Source organism: Bradyrhizobium sp. CB82 (assembly GCF_029714405.1).
In the GTDB taxonomy this organism is placed as follows: domain Bacteria; phylum Pseudomonadota; class Alphaproteobacteria; order Rhizobiales; family Xanthobacteraceae; genus Bradyrhizobium.
In genome coordinates this window covers 289,916-309,798 of the sequence record NZ_CP121650.1, presented here as the reverse complement: position 1 = coordinate 309,798, position 19,883 = coordinate 289,916, and the positions used below count along the sequence as shown (strand labels likewise).

The window sequence follows — 19,883 nt, the reverse complement described above, 5'->3', positions numbered from 1 at the left end:
CGGAATGACGGGAATGAAGCTTGGAGCTGCCTCTATATAGCAACCGGAAAGTCGGATTGCGACTGCGCTAGCGCTTGCAGTCCTGCGCGATTCGATCGAGGGCCTGGGCTAGGCCCTTGAGCGAGAAGGTGTCGGTGGTCTCGGTCCCCTTGGCCGAGACGCCCTTGACCACGAGATCGGCGGATTTGCGCATGGCCTCGACCATCCGATCCTCCTCGGCCGCGTTCTTGATCCAGAGGCCGTCGCCTTGCGTATACATCGCGTAGGACGCACCCCCGACCTCCAGGGTCGATTCGGAGCCCGGTTTCAGCGCGTAGCCGATCATGACCGAGACTTCGTTGCTGACCTTCTCCGACGGCCGGGTGGAGACGAAGGCATAGGCCGGATCGCGCGGACGGTTCGGCGGATTGGTCTTCGAGGACGAAGGTTTTGCCAGCGCGAAACAGACTTTCTTGCCGTTGGGTGTCGCCGAATAGGCGCCCCAGGTGCCGAACTGGCCGATCAGGGTCGGCTCCGCACCGCCCGCAATGGCCGGGGGCGGCGCCACCTGCTTGCTCTCGGGCTTTGCGGCCGTCTTGGCGGCAGCAGCCGGCTTGGCCGCTGCCTTTGGCGCCGGTTGCGCGGTTGGCGCGGTTTGCGCGCGCGCAAGATCGGCCATCCCGCACGCCGCCACGCCAGTCATCAACGATAAAAAAAGCACCCGCCACATGCTGGAGTGGTTCCCTCAATATTGTGACTGGAAGATGGCCCGGCCGGACTTTGTCCCAGACCGAAAATAACCTGTAAGGGTCTGATTCGGAACGAGGATATAGGGAAGAAAGTCCTAGCCCGCCGACTAGCCCTTGGATCTTGCGGCGCGTTGCGCAGCCCATTGTGCTTCGGTCCAGCCGAGCAGGTCCTCGGCGCCGGAGCTGCGCAAATGGGCACCGCCGTCGATCACGACCATTTCGCCATTGATATAGCCAGCGCGGTCAGAGACCAGAAAGCTGGCGAGATCGGCGAGTTCGGCATGCTCGCCGGTGCGGCCCAGCGGATTGCGCGACGTCCAGCCCTCATCGCGGCCCTCCGGGCGCAGCTGGCCGGAGGCGCCGGCGGTTGGGAACGGACCCGGCGCAATCGCCACGGTTCGGATGCCCTTCGGTCCCCATTCCACGGCAAGGCTCCTGGTCATCGCCAGGACGGCCGATTTCGCCATCGCTGAAGGCACGGTGAAGGCGCGTCCGGTGATGGTCGAGGTGGAGAGGATGGACAGCACGACACCCTTGTGCGCGCCTTCGATCCAGCGGCGGCCCGCCGCAAGCGTGCAATACATCGCGCCGTGCAGCGTCGGCGCCAGGATCGCGTCCGCCGCACGGAATGAGAGATGCTCGCTCTGCGCGATGAAGGTCGCGGCCGCGTTGTTGACGAGGATATCGAGCGGCGCCTCGCGCCAGATCTGATCCATCATGCCGTCGACCGGGGCTCCCTCGCGGATATCGCAGACGATGATGGTGACCTTGCCGCCGGTTTCCTTTCGCATCTCGGCAGCGGCAGCCTCGAGGCGATCGAGCTTGCGGCCGCAGATCACGAGCTCGGCGCCGAGCGCGAGGAAGCGGCGTGCCATCGCAGCACCAAGTCCGGAGCCACCGCCGGTAACCAGGATGCGCTTGTTCCTGAGCAGGCCTGTTTCAAACATCGTTTGAATCCTGTCCTCTCGTCATTGCGAGGAGCTCGCGACGAAATTGCGGAGCAATTTTGCGCTGAAGCGACGAAGCAATCCAGGCTGTGTCCGCTGATGCATTCTGGATTGCTTCGCTTCGCTCGCAATGACGGAGAATAGGCCTATGTTTTGCTCCCATAAAGAAACCGGATTGTCGGGCCGCTTCAAATCCGGCAGAAACGAGCCCAACTATAATTCCGATTTCGAAACGCCAAGCGCGCTCAAGCAAGTGCTCTGAAGCAAGTACTCTGAAGCAAGTGCACTCAAGAAGGTATCGCCATGAAAGCCATCCTCTGCTCGCAATATTGCCAACCCGACGATCTCGTCCTGGCCGATGTGCCGGATCCGGTGGCAGGGCCCGGCGAAGCCGTGATCGCGATCAAGGCGGCGGCGCTGAATTTCTTCGACATCCTGATGATTCAGGGCAAGTACCAGGTCAAGCCGCCGTTCCCGTTCTCGCCGGCCGCCGAAGTCGCCGGCGTGATCGAGAGCGTCGGCCCCGGCGTGACCGATCTGAAAGCGGGCGATCGCGTGGTGGCCTCCTGCGGCCATAACGGCGCGCGCGAGAAGATCGCGCTGCCGGCCGCTTCGATCGTGAAGATCCCGGACAATCTCGACTACGACCGCGCGGCCGGCATCATCATCATCTACGGCACCGCGCTGCATGCGCTTGAAGATCGCGCGAGCCCGAAGCCGGGCGAAACGCTCGCGGTGCTGGGCGCAGCCGGCGGCACGGGGCTTGCGGCCTGCGAACTCGGCAAGCTGATGGGGCTGAAGGTGATCGCCTGCGCCTCGTCAGATGAGAAGCTTGCCTTCGCGAAAGCGCACGGCGCGGAGCTGACTCTCAACTACGGCAAGGAAGATCTGAAGGAAGGCCTGCGCAAGCTCACCGACGGCAAGGGCGTCGACATCATCTTCGATCCCGTGGGCGGTGCTTACGCGGAAGCCGCGCTCCGCTCGATCGCCTGGGAAGGCCGCTTCCTGGTGATCGGCTTTGCCGCTGGCGACATCCCAAAGATGCCGCTCAACCTCGCGCTCTTGAAGGGTTGCGACATCCGCGGCGTGTTCTGGGGCGCCTGGACGCGGCTCAATCCGGCGAAGAATCGCGCCAATCTGGAGAAGCTCGTGAAGTGGACAGCGGAAGGCATGATCTCCTCCCACGTCGACCGCACCTTCCCCCTGGCGCAGACCGCCGATGCGCTGAAAGTGCTGGCCGGCCGCCAGGCGATGGGCAAGGTCATCCTGCGTCCCTGACGTCGCGCGAATGTTGCTAAATGCTGCTCGCCACGAAGCTGGCCGTCATCGCCCGACGTCGTGCCCCGGTCAGGGGCATGACAGCAGAATGCGCGGTCGACAGCGCAGCTAACTCACCGCGCCCCCGCCTTCACGCGCAATAACGCGTCACCCAGGCGCGATGAGATTGCGATGAGTCGTCAATCGCGCTTCGGGTTATTGTTTGAGCATGATCTCCGCGCAAACGCTCCGCGGCTGTCGCGAGGGAAAACCGCTTCACGCTTGGCGCTAACCCGGCCCTTCGGTCCGGATCATGCTCCAGATAGTAAAAATATTCTCAACCACCGCGATCAAAATTGCGGTGCACTCCCCGCTGCTGCCTCAATCAAACCCAAATCTTTCCTGATTCGCCCAAATCGCGGTCGTCTTTTGGGCTGAATCGGACGGCGATTTACCGGTTCCAGTGAGCGGGGGCTTCTGGACAATAACAAGAAGACTTCACCCGAGATGCCCCAGCGCGTCGCGTTCAGTATTTGGGGAGCATCATACCATGGAGAGGACGGCCTACCGTCTGTCCAACACGTCGCGGACGTTCGACGTCGAGCAAGTCACGACCGAACCGAACGTCATGCCCTTTCATCTGGCACAGGCCGACCGGACCGAGCTTTCACCGCACGATCCGATCCCGCTGTTTCTGTCCGATCCGCTGGGCACGCCGGATCCGCGGGAGTTTGCGCCCCGCCGCGTGCGGCGCGTTGGCCTCGCAACGCAGATCGTGGCCAGCGTGCTGGCCGCATCCGCGATCGCCGTGCTGGTCACGCTGTTTCACTCCGACGTCAGCCGCCTGTTCGCCGTCAATGCCAAGGACTGGATGAGCAGCCTCGCGGCAGAGCAGCCGGCGGAACCTCCGGCGCCGGTCGCGCCCCAGTCTCCGCTGAAGGATCCGGCCCGCGTGTCGAATCCGATGCAACTTGCGAGTGCAGAAGCCAGGGAGGTCATCGCGCCGGCAGCGCCGAGCCGCGAAGCGATCGCGACCGCCTACCAGAACGCGCTGCAAGCGCAGACGCCGGCACAGGCCGCCGTCGCACCCGTCGCGCCACCGCCTGCGCCGACGCCGCCTCCGCCGGTCAAGACGCTCGATGCCGACACACTGGCCGGGCTGATGACGCGCGCCAGGAGCCTGATGACGATCGGCGATATCGCCGCCGCCCGGCTGCTGCTCGAGCGCGCGGCGAATGCGCAGGACGCGACAGCGGCGTTCGTTCTGGCACAGACTTTTGACCCGGCCGTGCTCGGCACCAAGGATACGCGCAGCATCACCGCGGATCCCGCCGCTGCACGCAGCTGGTACCAAAAGGCCGCCGCGCTCGGATCCGCGGAGGCTCGGGCGCGCCTCACGCAACTTCAAGACTAAGACTTCAGCAGGGAACATCATGCGTAACGCTTTGAGAATGGCGCTTGCCGCCATAATGACGATGTATGGCCTGTCGGCACAGGCCGAGCAGACCGAATACGACCCAAGCAAGGTCTCGGACAGCCTGAAGGCGATCTTCCAGTTCGGATCGGTCTCGACCAAGCAGGCGTTGAACGCCAACACGGTCACGCTGATCACCGGCACCATCGGCGGCACCTATGTGCAGTTCGGCGCCGACCTGGCCTCCGTGCTCGACGACGGCAACAAGCTGCGCGTACTGCCGATCGTCGGCCGCGGCTCGGTGCAGAGCGTCGCCGACATCCTGTTCCTCCAGGGCGTCGATCTCGGCATCGTTCGCGCCGACACGCTCGACTATCTCGAGCGCAAGGGTTTTGCGAGCGACATCAAGAAGCAGTTCACCTATGTGACCAAGCTCTACAACGAAGAGATGCAGGTCATCGCGCCGAAGTCGGTTGCGACGCTGAAGGATCTCGAGGGCAAGAAGGTCAGCGTCGACCTGCCCAATGGCGGCACCTTCGTCACCGCGCTCACGGTGTTCGAGCGGCTCGGGATCAAGGCCAACTTCGTCTATATCGAGCAACGCATCGCGATGGAGAAGCTGAAGGCCGGCGAAATCGACGCGGTGATCGTCGTCGGCGGCAAGCCGTACAAGTCGGTTTCGACCTTCAACAATGACGGCCGCTTCCACCTTGCTGGCGTGGACTACGCCAAGCCGCTCCAGAGCGACTATCTGCCGGCGACGTTGTCCGCAAAGGACTATCCGAACCTGATCAAGGACGGCGAGACGGTCGACACGATCGCGGTGCCGGCCGTGCTCGCTGCGTATAATTGGGGGCCGAAGTCGGAGCGTTATCGCAAGATCACGCAGTTCGTGGACGCGTTCTTCACGAAATTCCCGATGCTGCAGAACCCGCCCTTCCATCCCAAATGGAAAGAGGTCTCGCTCGCGGCCCCGTTGTCGGGCTGGAACAGGCTGCCGGTGGCGCAGCAATGGCTGGACAGCCACGGTGTCGAGCCGGTGGCGCGCCAGCGCTTCGAGACGTTTCTGAAGCAGAATCCCGCGGCGGCTAAAGTGTCCGACACCGACAAGGAGGCGCTGTTCAAGCAATTCCAGGCCTGGGAAGCGCAGAACGGCTCGCGGACGCAGGCGAGGTCGGAGAAGAAGTAGAAAGCGCCATCCGTCCACTCACTGTCCTCACCCGCCTTGTGCGCAATTGCGCACTGGAGCGGGTGATCCAGTATTTTAGAGGCAGCGCGACGACGCGAACAAGCCGCGGCGCAATGGATTGCCGGCTTCCGCGGGCAATGACGGCGCAGCGTGTTGACTACGCTGCTTCGGCTTCCGGCTCGGCCTCGCCCATACCGCGCTTCAGCGCGGCGCGGGCAGCCTCGCGATGGTCCGGCGTGATGTGGCTGGCGACCAGTTTGATTGCAGTCGCGAGCACGGCGGCATCATCGGTGAAGCCGAGCATCGGCAGCATGTCGGGCACGACATCGAACGGCAGGATGAAATAGGCGATCGCACCCAGCAGCGACGCCTGCACATGGCGCGGCGTCTGCTTGTCGAAGGCGCAGTAATAGGCGGCGAGCAGATCCTCGGCGAACGGCAGGTGCGCGACCACGCGCTTGAGCTTGCGCCAGAAACGCCGGCGCACGGTCTCGCGATCTTCCGCCAGGCGATCGGCCGGCTCAAAGCCGACGCTGTGTTCGGCAGCAGCCATCGTCAACCTCCCCGTTGTCTAACTCCCCGTTCAGGCCGGCGCGGTCGATTGTCCCAGCCGATGCCGATCACAAGATGGGGATTCGCCGGCACAGCAACAAGGCATCAACCGTGGCGCAAGCTACCTCGCGATGGCGTTCATCGCCTTGGCGAGCTCGATATCGAGCGCGGTGACGCCGCCGGCATCATGGGTCGACAGCACCACCTCGACCGTCTTGTAGATGTTCTTCCACTCGGGATGATGGTCCATCTTTTCGGCCACCAGCGCCGCGCGCGTCATGAAGCCGAAGGCCTCGTTGAAATCCCTGAAGGCAAACGTCTTGCCGATGGCCTCACGGCCGGGGGTCTCGGTCCAGCCGGATAGTCCATTCAAGGCCTGATTGCGTGCTTCCGCCGACAGCCGCTGCGCCATGATCGCCTCCGTTTTTTCAGGGGAACTTTACCCTAACACCGTGCCGACGTCCGGGTTCACCGAGGTGTCCCATCCGCTAACCATGACGCAGATGTAACCCTTCCAGGCAAGAAATTTGCTACAATTGCTGGTCTAATGACCAGGCCAGGATGAAACCGAGCCTGAAGCGCCTGTATGGGAGATCGATGACCGGGGGCCTCGACCTGGCCGAAACACCCACACCGACGTCGCCGCGATCGGCGGCCCGGAAGACGATGCTCGTGTCGCTCGCGTTCGTGCTGGCGATCGTCGGCGCGCTCGTCGGCGGCTATTATTTTGCGATGCGCCCGGTGACGCTCAGAATCGCGGTTGGCCCGGCCAACAGCGACGACGTCAAGGTCGTGCAAGCGCTGACGCAAGCCTTCGTCCAGAGCAAGGGCCAGGTCAGGCTGCGTCCGGTCCAGACCGAGGGCGCCTCCGCGAGCGCCGAAGCGCTCGCGGAGAACAGGGTCGACCTCGCCATCGTGCGCGGCGATCTCGACGTGCCGAAGAACGCGCAGGCGGTCGCCACGCTGCGCAAGAATGTGGTCGTGCTGTGGGCGTCTCCGGCCGGCAAGGGCAAGAAGAAGGGCGCCAAGATCACCAAGATCGCGCAGCTCGCCGGCCATCGCATCGGCGTGGTCGGCCGCACCCAGGCCAACGTCAATCTCCTGAAGGTGATCCTCCAGCAATATGGCGTCGATCCCGCCAAGGTGGAGATCGTGCAATTCCCGGCCAATGAAGCCGCCGAAGCGATCCGCACCCAGAAGGCCGACGTCTATCTCGCGGCCGGCCCCGTCAACAGCAAGATCACCGCGGATGCGATCGCCGCCTCCACCAGGGACGGCGGCACGCCGACCTTCCTCGCGATCGATTCGGCCGACGCCATCGCGCAGAACCATCCTGTCTATGAAGCGGCCGAGATCCCCGCCGGCACCTATGGCGGCTCGCCCGACCGGCCCGATGACGAGGTCAAGACGATCAGCTTCGCCCACCACATCGTGGCGCGCAAAGGCCTCTCGGATACCACCGTCGCCGCCTTCACGCGGCAGCTTTTCGCGATCCGCCAGCAACTGGTGACGGAATTCCCGCTGGCGGCGAAGATCGAGACGCCCGACACCGACAAGGATGCGGTGATCCCCGTGCATCCCGGCGCCGCCGCCTTCGTCGACGGCGAGGAAAAGACCTTCCTCGACAGATACAGCGATTACATCTGGTGGAGCCTGATGGCGCTCTCGGCGATGGGCTCGATCGGCGCCTGGTTCGCCGGCTACCTGAAGAAGGACGAGCGGGACAACAACAGCCATCTGCGCGAACGGCTCCTGGACATGATCGCGGCAGCGCGGCGCTCGGAGACCGTCGACGAGCTCGACCAGATGCAAAGCGAAGCCGACGACATCCTGCGCGACACCCTGCGCTGCTTCGACCACGGGGCCATCGAGGAAGGGGCGCTCACCGCCTTCAACATCGCGCTCGACCAGTTCCACACCGCGGTCGCCGACCGCAAGGCGGTGCTGCTCAGCCTCCCGCAGAACCTGCAGCGCGCCGGCGCCCAATTCCGCGCCGCCGGCAACGCGTAAAAATTTGCGCGCGTAATCGCTGCGTCACATTGTCTCAATATAGCGTTGGCTTCGCAGTGACGGCTGCCACCGCAGTCGTCCGACCGATCTCGAGACGATTCCCCATGAAAATCAAATTCTCCCGCCGCCAATTCCTCTCCACCAGCGCTGGTGCGCTCGGCGCGCTCGCGATGCCCTATGTGTCGCGCGCAGCCGACCGCCCTGTGATCACCCATGGCGTGCAGTCGGGCGACGTCACCGTCGACGGCGGCGTGGTCTGGGCGCGTGCCGATCGTCCCTCGCAGATGTTGGTCGAGGTGGCGACGACTGATAGCTTCAAGGATGCCCGTGCGCTGCCGCCGATCGCGGCACTGCCCGAGAGCGATCTCACGGCGAAGATGCTGGTCGAGAATCTGCCCGGCGGCCAGGACATCTTCTACCGCGTCCGTTTCCGCGACCTCTCTCATATCGCGATCGAGAGCGAGCCGGTGGTCGGCCGCTTCCGCACCGCGCCCGCTGACCGCCGCGACGTCAGCTTCGTCTGGGGCGGCGACGTTGCCGGCCAGGGCTGGGGCATCAACCCCGACGACGGCGGCATGTTCACCTTCTCGGCGATGCGCAAGCACCGCCCGGACTTCTTCCTGCACTCGGGCGATACGATCTATGCCGACGGCGTGATCCCCTCCGAGGTGAAGCTGGCCGACGGCAAGACCTGGAAGAACGTCACCATCCCCGAAAAGGCCAAGGTCGCCGAGACGCTCGACGAGTTCCGTGCCGCGCACAAATACAATTTCACCGACGACAATCTCCGCGCCTTCAATGCCGAGGTACCGATCTTCGTGCAGTGGGACGACCATGAGGTCACCAACAACTGGTCGCTGTCGAAGGACCTGCCCGCCGCTTACAAGGAGCGCAACATCACCCTGCTCGCCGCGCGCGCGGCGCGCGCCTTCCACGAGATGTATCCGATGCGCGAGAGCATCGTGGAGCCGGGCCGGGTCTATCGCCAGATCTCCTACGGCCCGCACCTCGACGTCTTCGTGCTGGACGAGCGCAGCTATCGCGGCCCCAATGGTCCGAACCTGGAAACGGAATACGGCCCCGCGTCCTATTTCCTCGGGCCGGATCAGCTGGCGTGGCTGAAGCGCGGCCTGCTCAATTCGCGCGCGACCTGGAAGGTGATCGCCTCCGACATGCCGCTCAGCATCCTCGTCTACGACGATGCCGCGAACAAGAAGGGGTCGGAAGCCTTCGCGCAGGGCGACGGCCCGGTGCGCGGGAGAGAGTTCGAGATCGCCGATCTTCTGCGCTTCATCAAGATGGCGCCGATCAGGAACACGGTGTGGCTGACCGCCGACGTGCATTACGCCGCCGCGCACTACTACAATCCGAACAAGGCGCAGTTCCAGGAGTTCGAGCCGTTCTGGGAATTCGTCTCGGGTCCGCTGCATGCCGGAACGTTCGGACCGGGCGAGATGGACAACACGTTTGGACCGGAGGTGCGTTTCGTCAAGGCGCCAGGGCTGGACAAGCAGAACCTGCCACCGTCGGCCGGCATGCAGTTCTTCGGTCACGTCAAGATCGACGGCGCAAGCGGCCAGATGACGGTGACCTTGCGCGACCGCGCCGACGTCGCGCTATGGTTGACAACACTCGATCCGAAGCTGGCCTAGGTCGCACAGCTAGCTGGAGGCGCGCTTTCGCAGCGCGGCCTCCATCGCATCGCTCGAGCAGGGCTTTTGCAACCGCGGCACGTCAGCGAACTCAGGCGGAATCCGCGTCTCCGCGCCATAGCCGGTGACGAAGACGAATGGGATCTTAAGCGCAACCAGTCGCTCAGCGATCGCAAAGCTCTTCTCACGCACCAGCTCGACATCGAGAAACGCGAAGTCGGGCGCTTGGTTGGCGATCGCATCCAGCGCCCGCGCGACGGATGCGACCGTGCGCACGTGCTCCACGCCGAAGCCGAGCAGGCGATCCTCGAAATCGATCGCGATGATGGGATCGTCCTCAACGATCAGCACGTCGGCGGGGACATCGGAGCCGTCGAATGAAGCGCGCTGCATGATCTCGTCGGTTGAAGGCTGCATGGTCTTCCAATCAGCACGGGGCCTCGCATCCCGATGCCTCCGTCCCCGCGCATCGGTGTTCCAGGAACGAAACCCACCACATCGTTGTTTCTTCGTCTGTCCACTTGTGCGCACAAGCGGTGAGCGGAACCAGCTAATGTCGAGGGGAGATCGGAGAGCGTTGCGATGGATGCGCGAAGCAGCAAGGCAGCGGAGATTGCGAGCCGGCCATACAACAATCTGCTGCGGCGGTTGAACGCGGCCGACTACGCGCTGGTCGCGCCGCATCTGACGAGCGAGGCAGCATCGGCGAACGATCTGCTCTACAATCCCGGCGACGACGTCCAGGTCGTGCACTTCCCCTGCGGACCGTCGCTTGCGACCTTTCTCGTCCCCAACGAAGACGGCCGCGACGTCGAGACCATTCTGGTCGGCCGCGAGGGCGCCGTCGGCGGCATCGTCAGCGAGGGCTATCTGCCGGCCTATACGCGGATCGTCGTGAAGTTCGGCGGGCCCTTCGCGCGCATCCATGTCGGCAAGCTCGAGGCGGCCAAGCGGAGCTCGCCGTCGCTGCGCAACGTCTTTGCGCGCTATGCCGATTGCATGCTCGCGCAGATCTTCCAGTCGACGGCCTGCAACGCCATCCACTCGATCGAGCAGCGCACCGCCAAATGGATTTTGGCCGCGATGGAGCGCACCGACGGCGACGACAGCGTGCCGCTCACTCACGAGCAGCTCGCGACCCTGCTCGGCGTCGGGCGCAGCTATGCGAGCCGCGTCATCCAGTCCTTCAAGGCGCAGGGCGTGATCGAGACGCGCCGCGGCTCGATCCTAGTGCGCAATCGCGATGGCCTCAAACTACGGGCCTGCCTGTGCAATGACGCAGTGAAGGATCATTTCGAGGAGGTGCTGCGTGGGGTCTATCCGACCGAGGAGGCGGATGACGGCGCGGCAGGCGGTCCGCAACCTCGCTCCCGTCCGTAAGCCCGGGGATTTCCGGGCAAAATTCAGTCAACCAACCCGCAAAGAACCCGTTGTTTTTTGGCGTTTTTTGCCTATATTGCGCTGCAAACGCGTTGAGGTGCCCGGCTCGCTAGGCCGGGCTTCCTTTTTGGGCGGAAAGCGCCCTTTTTCTCAGGTTTCAAAGCGTTATCCGAAAAGAGGTCCCGGTCTGACCGGCGAGATCGCGCTAACCCATTGTTCGACCGCAAAGAAGCTCACTCATGAACCTTCGTAACGTCGCCATCATCGCCCACGTCGACCACGGCAAGACGACCCTCGTCGACCGTCTCCTCCAGCAATCCGGCACCTTCCGCGAAAACCAGAAGGTGGCCGAGCGAGCCATGGACTCCAACGATCTGGAGCGCGAGCGCGGCATCACCATTCTGGCCAAGGCGGCCTCGGTGCAGTGGAAGGATACCCGCGTCAACATCGTCGATACCCCCGGCCACGCCGATTTCGGCGGTGAGGTCGAGCGCATCCTGAACATGGTGGACGGCGCGCTGGTGCTGGTCGACGCCGCCGAAGGCCCGCTGCCGCAGACCAAATTCGTGGTCTCCAAGGCGCTCAAGGTCGGGCTGAAGCCGATCGTCGTCATCAACAAGGTCGACCGCCCCGACGCGCGCCCGACCGAAGTCATTAACGAGGTGTTCGACCTGTTCGCCGCGCTCGATGCGAGCGAGGAGCAGCTCGACTTCCCGATTCTTTATGGATCAGCCAAGCAGGGCTGGATGGCCGAGAGCCCGGAAGGTCCGAGGGACAAGGGCATGGAGCCACTGTTCGACCTGATCCTGCGCCACGTCGCGCCGCCGAAGGTCGAGGAAGGTCCGTTCCGCATGATCGGCACCATCCTGGAGGCCAACCCCTATCTTGGCCGCATCATCACCGGCCGCATCTCCTCGGGCGTGCTGAAGCCTAACCAGCAGGTCAAGGTGCTGAACGCCGACGGCAAGCTGGTCGAGCAGGGCCGCATCACCAAGATCCTGGCGTTCCGCGGGCTCGAGCGCACGCCGCTCGATGAAGCCGAAGCCGGCGACATCGTCGCCATTGCCGGCCTGACCAAGGGCACTGTCGCCGACACCTTCTGCGATCCGACCGTCGAGGTGCCGCTGCCGGCGCAGCCGATCGATCCGCCGACCGTGTCGATGTCCTTCATCGTCAACAACTCCCCGCTCGCCGGCACCGAAGGCGACAAGGTGACGAGCCGCATGATCCGCGACCGTCTCTTGCGCGAAGCCGAGGGCAATGTCGCGCTGCGCGTGGTCGAGGCCGACGACAAGGATTCGATGGAAGTTTCGGGCCGCGGCGAATTGCAGCTCGCGATCCTGATCGAGACCATGCGCCGCGAGGGCTTTGAGCTCTCGGTGTCGCGTCCGCGCGTCGTGCTACAGAGGGATGAGGCGACCGGCGCCACCATGGAGCCGATCGAGGAGGTCGTCATCGACGTGGACGAGGAGCATTCCGGCGTCGTCGTGCAGAAGATGAGCGAACGCAAGGCCGAGCTGATCGAGATGAAACCCTCGGGCGGCAACCGCCTGCGCCTGGTGTTCTACGCCCCGACCCGCGGCCTGATCGGCTATCAGGGCGAACTGCTCACCGACACCCGCGGCACCGCGATCATGAACCGCCTGTTCCACGGCTACGCCCCATACAAGGGCGAGATCCAGGGCCGCCGCAACGGCGTGCTGATCTCCAACGACCAGGGCGACGCGGTGGCCTACGCCATGTTCAAGCTGGAAGACCGCGGCCCGATGATGATCGAGCCGGGCTGGAAGGTCTATCGCGGCATGATCGTCGGCGAGCACACCCGCGACAACGATCTCGAGATCAACGTGCTCAAGGGTAAGCAGCTCACCAACATCCGCACGACGTCCAAGGACGAGGCGGTCCGCCTGACCCCGCCGATCAAGATGACGCTGGAAAAGGCGCTCGCCTATATCGAGGACGACGAGCTCGTCGAGGTGACGCCGAAGTCGATCCGCCTGCGCAAGAAGCACCTCGACCCGAACGAGCGCAAGCGCGCGGAAAAGGCCAAGGAAGCGGTGGCGTAACGCGGCGAATGGTGTATGGCGAATAGCGAATAGGGCTGTTTGGCCTTCGGTTCGCTTTACGATACGCTATTCGGCAATCGCCATTCGCTATTCGCTCCCTCATGTCCCTCCCCTCCTCCGTCGATGTCGCGATTATCGGTGCGGGCGCCGCCGGTCTCGGCGCGGCGCATGCGCTGAGGGATTCCGGACTCTCGGTGATCGTGCTGGAGGCGCGCGATCGGCTCGGCGGCCGCGCCTGGACGGTGCAGGCCTCGCCTGAGGTGACCTTCGACGTCGGTTGCGGCTGGCTGCATTCGGCGGACAAGAACTGCTTCGTTCCGATCGCCCGGCAACTCGAATTCGAGATCAACAGGGATCTGCCGCCGTGGCGCGAGCGCGCCTATGGCAATGCCTTTCCGCAAGCCGAGCGCGACGATTTCATGCGCGCGATCGACGCCTTCTATGAGCGCCTCTGGGAAGCCGCCCAGAAAGGTGACGACGGTCCCGCGAGTCAGAGCCTGGAGCCCGGCAATCGCTGGAATCCGATGATCGACGCGATCTCAACCTACATCAATGGCTGCGAGCTTAAGGAGATGTCGACGCTGGACTGGGACGCCTATGAGGACAGCAACGTCAACTGGCGCATCCGCCGCGGCTATGGTGCGCTGATCGCGGCCTACGGCGCGCCCTGTCCGCTGGCACTGAACTGCAACGTCACGCTGATCGATCATTCGGGCGCGCGCATCCGTCTCGAAACCTCACTAGGCACGCTCCATTCGGCGAAGGTCATCATCACCGTGCCGACCAACCTGATCGCGGATGAAGCGATCCGATTTTCGCCCGCGTTGCCCGTCAAGGTCGATGCCGCGCACGGTCTGCCGCTCGGCGTCGACGACAAGGTGACGCTCGCGCTCGACAATGCCGAAGCCTTCCCGACGGAAGCAAACTTGCGCGGCGCCACCATGCGCACCGCGATGGGCACCTATCACATCCGCCCCTTCGGCCAGCCCTGCATCGAAGGCTTCTTCGGCGGCAGCTTTGCGCGCGAACTCGAAGATGCCGGCGACGGCGCTTTCGCCGCAGAGAGCATCAACGAGATCGCCGGCTTCCTCGGCAACGACATCAGACGCAAGCTGAAGCCGCTATACGAATCCCGTTGGGCGAAGGACCCCTTCGCCCGTGGCGCCTACTCGCACGCGCTGCCGGGCCACGCCGGCGACCGCGCCGTGCTGGCCGCGCCGGTCGACGGCCGGCTGTTCTTCGCGGGAGAAGCAACGTCGCCGAATTTCTTCACGACCGCGCATGGGGCGAGGGACAGCGGGGAACGCGCTGCGAGGGAAGTGCTGGCGGAAATGGCGAGCCGTAGCAACCAACTCCGTCATTGCGAGCGAAGTGAAGCAATCCAGAAGCTTCCCGTGGATAAATTCTGGATTGCTTCGTCGCTTCGCTCCTCGCAATGACGAGTGCTACTCAATCACCCGCGCCCGCAAATCGGCGTCAGGCACGAAGCACGCATCATACTTGCCAAAAATGCGGTAACGGTTGCGCGCGACGAGATTATAGACGCTGTTCCGAAGCGGGATCGGCGTGAAGCGGAAGCGCCTTGCCGTGTCGCGCGCCGCGACGAAGCGGACCCAGCGCGAGCAGAAGATGCAGACGCCGTCGAACAGGATCACATCGTCGTCGGGCCATTTATTCATTCGATTCTCTGTCTTGACGCGTTTTCTTCAGCAGCCATCGAGCCACGCCGACGACGCGAAAGGCGCGGGCGCGGAGATCGTTGGTGACGAAGCGGCCGATCAGGCCGGAGGCTGCCAACAGGAGAACGTTGCGCACCACGTCGCTCATCGCGTCACTCAAAACGGCTTGGCGATCATCAGCCAGAGGATCAGCATCGTCGCGCCGAAGCCAGGGAAGCCGAAGACGAACCAGCGGCGGAACAGCACGAAATAGCGCGGCGGCAAACCTGCGCGCTGCTCGGCCGCCTTGCGCGCGAGATCGCGCATCTCGATCTGCATGAACACGACAGGCACCCAGAATAGGCCGGCGACGGCATAGAGCGCGAGCGAGGCGATGAGCCAACGCTCCGTGAGCGACGTTGCCGAGAGCATCATCAGCATTCCGCCCGTGATCGGCTGGAGGATGACCGCTGATAGCGTGAACAGCGCGTCCGCAATCACCACGACCGATGCCGTGCGCGCGACGAACTCGGCATCCTGGCTGCGATGCGCCATCAGCATGAAGAACGCGATGCCGCCGCCGGTGCCGAGAATGACGATGGCGCCGAGCACATGCAGATATTTGACCAGGAAATACAGCGTCATGGCTTCTTGGCCACCACCGGCTTCGGCGATTTCAGCGCGCGCTCGAGCTCGGCGCCGGCGGCTTTGACGCCGGCTTCGGTCTCGATCATCCAGTGGCCCTCGCTGCCCATGGCAGGCAGCGCGCGGAAATCGACCGTGCCACCACTGCTGCGAAACGCATCGGCCAATTGCCGCGAAAATGCCGGCGCGAAATATGTGTCGTTGGCCGCGACCAGCCACGTAACGGGCACGCGCGCCGCCCTGCCGAATTCGCCTGCCACCGCAATCAGCGTATGCGGCGCGCAGATCTGGTTCAGGAAATCGTTGGCATGGCCACCGCGCCCCGGCGCGAAGGCGATGATGGCGGCAACCGTCTTCGGGCCGGCATCGGCAAGCGCCAGCGCACCCCAGCCGCCCGCGGAATGACCGAGCACGACGGCGCCGTCCTTGCGGACGAAATCCTGTGTTTGCAAAAATTTCAGCGCGCGCGCGATTTCCTCGGCGGTGGCGCGGCCCGAGCGCGCATAGTCCGCCTCGTCGCAGCCACCCTGGTCCTCGATATAACCCCCGCCGGTTGCGCCATGGCCGAGCCGTTCCGGCACCAGCACGGCAAAGCCGCGCGCGACCAGGAACGCGGCCAGCGCGCGATACTCCGGTTGCGGCATTTGCGCACGACGCAGCACATTTTGCGTCGATGCATGCGCGATCAGCGCGAGGCGAAACGGGCCGTCGCCCGGCGGGCGGAAGAGCAATGCGCGCGCTGCGATTCCGGCGTCGGAGGTGGGCACGCGCCACTCTTGCCGGCGAAACGGCTCGCCTTCGTCACCTGACGCCCCCAATGCGCTCTGAGCACGGGCGGGCGAAACCGCCAACGTGGCAAGCAGGGAGAGGGCAAGGACGAGCTTCAGGGACTGCATGAATGGCCGGATGCGAATTCTAACAGCGTGAGGCAAGACTAGCTGGAACGAATCATCCTGGGCGGACTTTTCTCGCGTTGCCGCCATCCAGTCCTTCGCGACACGACCAGTTTTGCACCCGCGCACGGCGTCTCGGTGCCGTCCAAAGCGGCGCCCTGTCCTCTTTCGGTACACCATCGCTTGAAAACTGATGCAGAAAGTCCACAGGTTAACCGATAATTAACGATAGCTCTTGCCGCCGGCGCGGCGACTTGGTTTGATCGCGTCCATGAGCACAACCCTGATCGAGGTCCGGCCGGCCAAAGCTGCTGACGCAGCCGCGGTGGCGTCTACCCATGACGAAGCCTGGCGCTCGGCCTATCAGGGCATCATTCCCGGCGCCGAGCTGGAAAAACTGATCAACCGCCGCGGCCCGCAATGGTGGGACAGCGCGATCCGCAAGGGCAGCCGCGTCAGCGTGCTTGTGTTCGGTGACAAGATCGCCGGCTATGCGAATTACGGCCGCAACCGCGCCCGCAGCCTGCATTTCGACGGCGAAATCTATGAGCTTTACCTGCGTCCGGAATTCCAGGGGTTGGGCTTTGGCCGGCGTCTGTTCGCCGCCGCCCGTCGCGACCTGATGCAGAGCAATTTGAAGAGCATGGTGGTCTGGGCGCTGTCCGACAATGATCCGGCGACGGAGTTTTACCGGGCGCTGGGCGGCCGCATGGTGGCGCGCTCCTCGGAGCGGTTCGGGCCGAAATCGCTTGATAAGGTCGCTTTCGCCTGGACCAATTGATCTGCCACCGTTTGGTCGGCCGTACTTCCTTCCGCTGATACCGTTTGCCCATTTGCGCCGGTAGAACCGGGGTTCACAATTTCGCGAAAAGTCGATGGATCGGCGGGCCAAGCCCGCGTATGACAGCGCGAAATCGCGGCCGGGCGAGATCCCTTTCGGCAAACACGGAGTCTTTTATGCGTATCGATGCGGTCTCGATCGGGACCAAAGCGCCAAACGAAGTCAACGTCATCATCGAAGTGCCGGTTGGCGGCGAGCCGATCAAGTACGAGATGGACAAGGAAGCCGGCACATTGGTGGTCGACCGCTTCCTCTATACGCCGATGCGCTACCCCGGCAATTACGGCTTCATCCCGCACACGCTGTCGGATGACGGCGACCCCTGCGACGTCTTGATCGTCAACACCCGCGCCATCATCCCCGGCGCCGTCATGAGCGTGCGCCCGGTCGGCGTGCTGTTCATGGAGGACGAGGCCGGCGGCGACGAGAAGATTTTGGCGGTGCCATCGTCAAAGCTCACGCAGCGCTACGACAAGATCAAAGCCTATAGCGACCTGCCCGACATCACGCTGCAGCAGATCCAGCACTTCTTTGAGCACTACAAGGATCTCGAGAAGGGCAAATGGGTGAAGGTGCTGCGCTGGGGCGGCCCGGAGGACGCGCACAAGCTGATTCTCGAAGGCATCGAGCGCGCGAAGAAGAACAAGAAGTAGGAGATCCCACCGTCATTCCGGGGCGCGCGCGCAGCGCAGCACCCGGAATCCGGAAGTTTGGCGCGAGATTCCGGGTTCGATGCTACGCATCGCCCCGGAATGACGGTTCAAACCGCGGGCTTCGGCAGGCCCGCGATCGCACAGGCGGCGCGCAGCGTATTCACCAGCAGGCACGCCACCGTCATCTGGCCGACGCCGCCGGGCACTGGTGTGATCGCACCGGCGACGCCAAGCGCTTCCTGATAGGCAACGTCTCCGACGAGACGCGCCTTGCCGTCTTCTTTCGGGATCCGATTGATGCCGACGTCGATCACGGTCGCGCCCGGCTTCAGCCAATCGCCGCGCACCATTTCCGCCTTGCCGACGGCGGCATAGACGAGGTCGGCGCGCTTGACGAGACCGGGCAGATCGCGCGTGCGCGAATGCGCAATCGTCACCGTGGCGTTCTCGTTCAGCAGCAACTGCACCAAGGGACGACCGACCAGGTTGGAGCGGCCGATGACGATGGCGTTCAGGCCTTCGAGGGACGCGTGCACGCTCTTGGTCAGGATGATGCAGCCGAGCGGCGTGCAGGGCGACAGCGCCTGGAAGCCGCCGGCGAGCCGGCCGGCATTGTTCGGATGCAGCCCATCGACGTCCTTGGCGGGGTCGATCGCGTTGATCACCGCCTCGGTGTTGACGCCCTTGGGCAGCGGCAGCTGCACCAGGATGCCGTGCACGGCCGGATCGCGATTGAGCTTTGCGACCATCGCAAGCAAGTCCGCCTGCGAGACATCGGCCGGCAGCTTGTGCTCGAACGAGGCCATGCCGGCCGCTTGCGTCTGGGTGTGCTTGGAGCGGACATAGACTTCGCTGGCGGGATCATTGCCGACCAGCACGACCGCAAGCCCCGGCACCAGATTGTGCTCGCGCTTGACGCGAGCGACCTCATCGGCGACGCGGGCGCGGAGCTCCGCGGCAATAACTTTTCCATCGATGATCTTGGCCGTCATGTCCTAATCCTTGTCCGTCGGTTTGGCCGCGGCGAGCAGGCCGAGCGTCTCGCCAAGGCGCACCGGATCGCCATCGACCGCAATCTGCTTCAGCCGCGAGGTGGCGCCCGAGAGCAGCCGTACGCTCGTCTTCGGGACCCCGAGCGATTTCGCAATCAATTGCAAGACCGCACGGTTGGCCCCGCCGCCATCGGCGATCGCGCGCACCCGCACCTTGAGCACGCTGCGGCCGTCGGAGAGCGCCTCGATGCCGTCGATGTCGTCGCGGCCACCGCGTGGCGTCACCCGCAGCGCGATGCTGATACCCGAGGTGGAATAGCGCCAGGGCGGCGCTTGAGAAGGCTCTTGGGACGACTCTCTGGAGGACTCCGGGGTGGCCAAGGCCCGCCTGCTTTGCCTAAATCACGTTCGGGTAGATGTAGTACATGATCACCCGCTCGATGAACATGATGACCAGAATCAGGATGATCGGCGAGATGTCGATGCCGCCGAGATTGGGCAGGAAATTGCGAATCGGCGCCAGCACCGGTTCGGTGATGCGGTACAGGAACTCCGCGACCGCCGAGACGAACTGGTTGCGGGTGTTCACCACATTGAAGGCGATCAGCCAGGACAGGATCGCGGAGGCGATCAGCAGCCAGACGTAGAGGTCGAGCACGATGATGACGATGTCGAGAACGGCACGCATGGCGGGGAAAACTCTGGCTTGCGTCGGGGATTTGGGACTTTTGGGACTTTTGCTAGATATCGGTTCCCCCCCGCCCAAACAAGGGAAGTTCGGGCGCCGGGATGGCTAAAACCGGGTTACGCCCGTCCTTGACTTGACCTTGGCGGGGACTTAAATGGCGCCCGGTTGTCGGCCGCATTCACCAGAGCGGCCTACGACGGGGCCATAGCTCAGCTGGGAGAGCGCGTCGTTCGCAATGACGAGGTCGGCGGTTCGATCCCGCCTGGCTCCACCACGCTTCGCCCTTCGGGCTACGCGTGGCGCGGCCACGCCGGAAGC

General features: G+C 64.0%; 22 protein-coding genes and 1 tRNA gene. 11 read left to right on the top strand and 12 right to left on the bottom strand.

The annotated features are described in order from the left end of the window. Positions 1-67: 67 nt before the first annotated feature. Together QA640_RS01470 and QA640_RS01465 are read right to left on the bottom strand one after the other, a co-directional pair. Positions 68-709: an invasion associated locus B family protein gene (locus QA640_RS01470; protein WP_283039019.1), complete on the bottom strand. Its 642-nt coding sequence runs from the start codon at positions 707-709 to the stop codon at positions 68-70. Positions 710-835: 126 nt separating this feature from the next. After that, positions 836-1,675, bottom strand: coding sequence for an SDR family oxidoreductase (locus QA640_RS01465; protein ID WP_283039018.1), 840 nt, complete (start codon positions 1,673-1,675; stop codon positions 836-838). A gap of 303 nt (positions 1,676-1,978) precedes the next feature. On the opposite strand from QA640_RS01465, the gene QA640_RS01460 reads away from it, so the two are divergent. The 3 genes from QA640_RS01460 to QA640_RS01450 all read left to right on the top strand — a co-directional run bounded on the left by QA640_RS01460 (position 1,979) and on the right by QA640_RS01450 (position 5,535). Further along, positions 1,979-2,953 (top strand): NADPH:quinone oxidoreductase family protein, encoded by a 975-nt coding sequence (locus tag QA640_RS01460; protein WP_283039017.1) that lies wholly within the window; start codon positions 1,979-1,981, stop codon positions 2,951-2,953. A gap of 529 nt (positions 2,954-3,482) precedes the next feature. Further along, positions 3,483-4,346 carry a hypothetical protein gene (locus QA640_RS01455; protein ID WP_283039016.1) on the top strand — a complete coding sequence of 288 codons (864 nt, stop codon included), beginning with the start codon at positions 3,483-3,485 and terminating at the stop codon, positions 4,344-4,346. A gap of 19 nt (positions 4,347-4,365) precedes the next feature. Then, the gene (locus tag QA640_RS01450; RefSeq protein ID WP_283039015.1) at positions 4,366-5,535 is read left to right on the top strand and encodes a TAXI family TRAP transporter solute-binding subunit; all 1,170 of its coding nucleotides are present in this window, start codon (positions 4,366-4,368) and stop codon (positions 5,533-5,535) included. Positions 5,536-5,692: 157 nt separating this feature from the next. Here the strand turns inward: QA640_RS01450 and QA640_RS01445 are convergent, their stop codons facing one another. Then, a complete protein-coding gene (locus QA640_RS01445) occupies positions 5,693-6,088 on the bottom strand; it encodes a YkvA family protein (protein WP_283039014.1) in 396 nt (131 codons plus the stop codon). A gap of 120 nt (positions 6,089-6,208) precedes the next feature. Continuing rightward, entirely contained in the window at positions 6,209-6,499 is a 291-nt protein-coding gene (locus tag QA640_RS01440; RefSeq protein WP_283039013.1) for a 4a-hydroxytetrahydrobiopterin dehydratase, read from the bottom strand. 149 nt (positions 6,500-6,648) lie between these two features. Between QA640_RS01440 and QA640_RS01435 the strand changes: the two genes are divergently transcribed. After that, a complete protein-coding gene (locus tag QA640_RS01435) occupies positions 6,649-8,097 on the top strand; it encodes a TAXI family TRAP transporter solute-binding subunit (RefSeq protein WP_283039012.1) in 1,449 nt (482 codons plus the stop codon). Positions 8,098-8,201: 104 nt separating this feature from the next. Next, complete coding sequence (locus tag QA640_RS01430; RefSeq protein ID WP_283039011.1) at positions 8,202-9,749, top strand: alkaline phosphatase D family protein; 1,548 nt, start codon at positions 8,202-8,204, stop codon at positions 9,747-9,749. A 9-nt stretch (positions 9,750-9,758) separates the two neighbouring features. Here the strand turns inward: QA640_RS01430 and QA640_RS01425 are convergent, their stop codons facing one another. Then, positions 9,759-10,166, bottom strand: a complete 408-nt coding sequence (locus QA640_RS01425; RefSeq protein WP_283039010.1) for a response regulator — start codon at positions 10,164-10,166, stop codon at positions 9,759-9,761. A gap of 165 nt (positions 10,167-10,331) precedes the next feature. On the opposite strand from QA640_RS01425, the gene QA640_RS01420 reads away from it, so the two are divergent. From QA640_RS01420 to QA640_RS01410, 3 genes are all read left to right on the top strand, one after another. Further along, positions 10,332-11,129, top strand: coding sequence for a Crp/Fnr family transcriptional regulator (locus QA640_RS01420; protein ID WP_283039009.1), 798 nt, complete (start codon positions 10,332-10,334; stop codon positions 11,127-11,129). 239 nt (positions 11,130-11,368) lie between these two features. Beyond that, positions 11,369-13,195: a translational GTPase TypA gene (gene typA / locus QA640_RS01415; RefSeq protein WP_283039008.1), complete on the top strand. Its 1,827-nt coding sequence runs from the start codon at positions 11,369-11,371 to the stop codon at positions 13,193-13,195. Positions 13,196-13,296: 101 nt separating this feature from the next. After that, entirely contained in the window at positions 13,297-14,634 is a 1,338-nt protein-coding gene (locus QA640_RS01410) for an NAD(P)/FAD-dependent oxidoreductase (RefSeq protein WP_283039007.1), read from the top strand. A gap of 6 nt (positions 14,635-14,640) precedes the next feature. On the opposite strand, the gene QA640_RS01405 is transcribed toward QA640_RS01410, so the two are convergent. Genes QA640_RS01405 through QA640_RS01390 form a run of 4 tightly spaced genes read right to left on the bottom strand, consistent with a single transcriptional unit; the run spans position 14,641 to position 16,394 of the window. Beyond that, a complete protein-coding gene (locus tag QA640_RS01405) occupies positions 14,641-14,874 on the bottom strand; it encodes a DCC1-like thiol-disulfide oxidoreductase family protein (RefSeq protein WP_283039006.1) in 234 nt (77 codons plus the stop codon). Beyond that, on the bottom strand, positions 14,867-15,022 hold the full coding sequence (locus QA640_RS01400; protein ID WP_283043140.1) for a hypothetical protein: 156 nt from the start codon (positions 15,020-15,022) through the stop codon (positions 14,867-14,869). Before QA640_RS01400 ends, QA640_RS01405 begins: the two co-directional genes overlap by 8 nt. Positions 15,023-15,030: 8 nt before the next feature. Continuing rightward, entirely contained in the window at positions 15,031-15,498 is a 468-nt protein-coding gene (locus QA640_RS01395) for a DUF2269 domain-containing protein (protein ID WP_283039005.1), read from the bottom strand. Next, positions 15,495-16,394, bottom strand: a complete 900-nt coding sequence (locus QA640_RS01390; protein ID WP_283039004.1) for an alpha/beta fold hydrolase — start codon at positions 16,392-16,394, stop codon at positions 15,495-15,497. Before QA640_RS01390 ends, QA640_RS01395 begins: the two co-directional genes overlap by 4 nt. Before the next feature lie 268 nt (positions 16,395-16,662). Here QA640_RS01390 and QA640_RS01385 point away from each other — a divergent pair, with 268 nt between their 5' ends. Together QA640_RS01385 and ppa are read left to right on the top strand one after the other, a co-directional pair. Beyond that, complete coding sequence (locus tag QA640_RS01385) at positions 16,663-17,172, top strand: GNAT family N-acetyltransferase (protein ID WP_254101691.1); 510 nt, start codon at positions 16,663-16,665, stop codon at positions 17,170-17,172. Positions 17,173-17,348: 176 nt separating this feature from the next. Continuing rightward, complete coding sequence (ppa, locus tag QA640_RS01380) at positions 17,349-17,885, top strand: inorganic diphosphatase (protein ID WP_283039003.1); 537 nt, start codon at positions 17,349-17,351, stop codon at positions 17,883-17,885. Between the two features lie 107 nt (positions 17,886-17,992). Here ppa and folD read toward each other — a convergent pair whose 3' ends face one another. The 3 genes from folD to QA640_RS01365 are packed head-to-tail and all read right to left on the bottom strand — an operon-like array spanning position 17,993 to position 19,565. Beyond that, positions 17,993-18,877, bottom strand: coding sequence for a bifunctional methylenetetrahydrofolate dehydrogenase/methenyltetrahydrofolate cyclohydrolase FolD (folD, locus tag QA640_RS01375; protein ID WP_283039002.1), 885 nt, complete (start codon positions 18,875-18,877; stop codon positions 17,993-17,995). A 3-nt stretch (positions 18,878-18,880) separates the two neighbouring features. After that, positions 18,881-19,258, bottom strand: coding sequence for a DUF167 domain-containing protein (locus QA640_RS01370; protein WP_283039001.1), 378 nt, complete (start codon positions 19,256-19,258; stop codon positions 18,881-18,883). Between the two features lie 16 nt (positions 19,259-19,274). After that, positions 19,275-19,565, bottom strand: coding sequence for a YggT family protein (locus QA640_RS01365; protein ID WP_283039000.1), 291 nt, complete (start codon positions 19,563-19,565; stop codon positions 19,275-19,277). Between the two features lie 198 nt (positions 19,566-19,763). On the opposite strand from QA640_RS01365, the gene QA640_RS01360 reads away from it, so the two are divergent. Further along, a tRNA-Ala gene (locus QA640_RS01360) sits at positions 19,764-19,839 on the top strand. Positions 19,840-19,883 lie beyond the last annotated feature (44 nt).

What these genes read in the sequence shown, in the direction of transcription:
- QA640_RS01435 (WP_283039012.1), top strand. Translation starts at nt 6,649, where the DNA reads ATGAAACCGAGCCTGAAGCGCCTGTATGGGAGATCGATGACCGGGGGC.
- QA640_RS01460 (WP_283039017.1), top strand. Translation starts at nt 1,979, where the DNA reads ATGAAAGCCATCCTCTGCTCGCAATATTGCCAACCCGACGATCTCGTC.
- QA640_RS01425 (WP_283039010.1), bottom strand. Translation starts at nt 10,166, where the DNA reads ATGCAGCCTTCAACCGACGAGATCATGCAGCGCGCTTCATTCGACGGC.
- QA640_RS01430 (WP_283039011.1), top strand. Translation starts at nt 8,202, where the DNA reads ATGAAAATCAAATTCTCCCGCCGCCAATTCCTCTCCACCAGCGCTGGT.
- QA640_RS01470 (WP_283039019.1), bottom strand. Translation starts at nt 709, where the DNA reads ATGTGGCGGGTGCTTTTTTTATCGTTGATGACTGGCGTGGCGGCGTGC.
- QA640_RS01420 (WP_283039009.1), top strand. Translation starts at nt 10,332, where the DNA reads ATGGATGCGCGAAGCAGCAAGGCAGCGGAGATTGCGAGCCGGCCATAC.
- QA640_RS01465 (WP_283039018.1), bottom strand. Translation starts at nt 1,675, where the DNA reads ATGTTTGAAACAGGCCTGCTCAGGAACAAGCGCATCCTGGTTACCGGC.
- QA640_RS01440 (WP_283039013.1), bottom strand. Translation starts at nt 6,499, where the DNA reads ATGGCGCAGCGGCTGTCGGCGGAAGCACGCAATCAGGCCTTGAATGGA.
- QA640_RS01365 (WP_283039000.1), bottom strand. Translation starts at nt 19,565, where the DNA reads ATGCGTGCCGTTCTCGACATCGTCATCATCGTGCTCGACCTCTACGTC.
- QA640_RS01455 (WP_283039016.1), top strand. Translation starts at nt 3,483, where the DNA reads ATGGAGAGGACGGCCTACCGTCTGTCCAACACGTCGCGGACGTTCGAC.
- QA640_RS01405 (WP_283039006.1), bottom strand. Translation starts at nt 14,874, where the DNA reads ATGAATAAATGGCCCGACGACGATGTGATCCTGTTCGACGGCGTCTGC.
- QA640_RS01395 (WP_283039005.1), bottom strand. Translation starts at nt 15,498, where the DNA reads ATGACGCTGTATTTCCTGGTCAAATATCTGCATGTGCTCGGCGCCATC.
- folD (WP_283039002.1), bottom strand. Translation starts at nt 18,877, where the DNA reads ATGACGGCCAAGATCATCGATGGAAAAGTTATTGCCGCGGAGCTCCGC.
- QA640_RS01390 (WP_283039004.1), bottom strand. Translation starts at nt 16,394, where the DNA reads ATGCAGTCCCTGAAGCTCGTCCTTGCCCTCTCCCTGCTTGCCACGTTG.
- QA640_RS01410 (WP_283039007.1), top strand. Translation starts at nt 13,297, where the DNA reads ATGTCCCTCCCCTCCTCCGTCGATGTCGCGATTATCGGTGCGGGCGCC.
- QA640_RS01400 (WP_283043140.1), bottom strand. Translation starts at nt 15,022, where the DNA reads ATGAGCGACGTGGTGCGCAACGTTCTCCTGTTGGCAGCCTCCGGCCTG.
- QA640_RS01450 (WP_283039015.1), top strand. Translation starts at nt 4,366, where the DNA reads ATGCGTAACGCTTTGAGAATGGCGCTTGCCGCCATAATGACGATGTAT.
- QA640_RS01385 (WP_254101691.1), top strand. Translation starts at nt 16,663, where the DNA reads ATGAGCACAACCCTGATCGAGGTCCGGCCGGCCAAAGCTGCTGACGCA.
- ppa (WP_283039003.1), top strand. Translation starts at nt 17,349, where the DNA reads ATGCGTATCGATGCGGTCTCGATCGGGACCAAAGCGCCAAACGAAGTC.
- typA (WP_283039008.1), top strand. Translation starts at nt 11,369, where the DNA reads ATGAACCTTCGTAACGTCGCCATCATCGCCCACGTCGACCACGGCAAG.
- QA640_RS01445 (WP_283039014.1), bottom strand. Translation starts at nt 6,088, where the DNA reads ATGGCTGCTGCCGAACACAGCGTCGGCTTTGAGCCGGCCGATCGCCTG.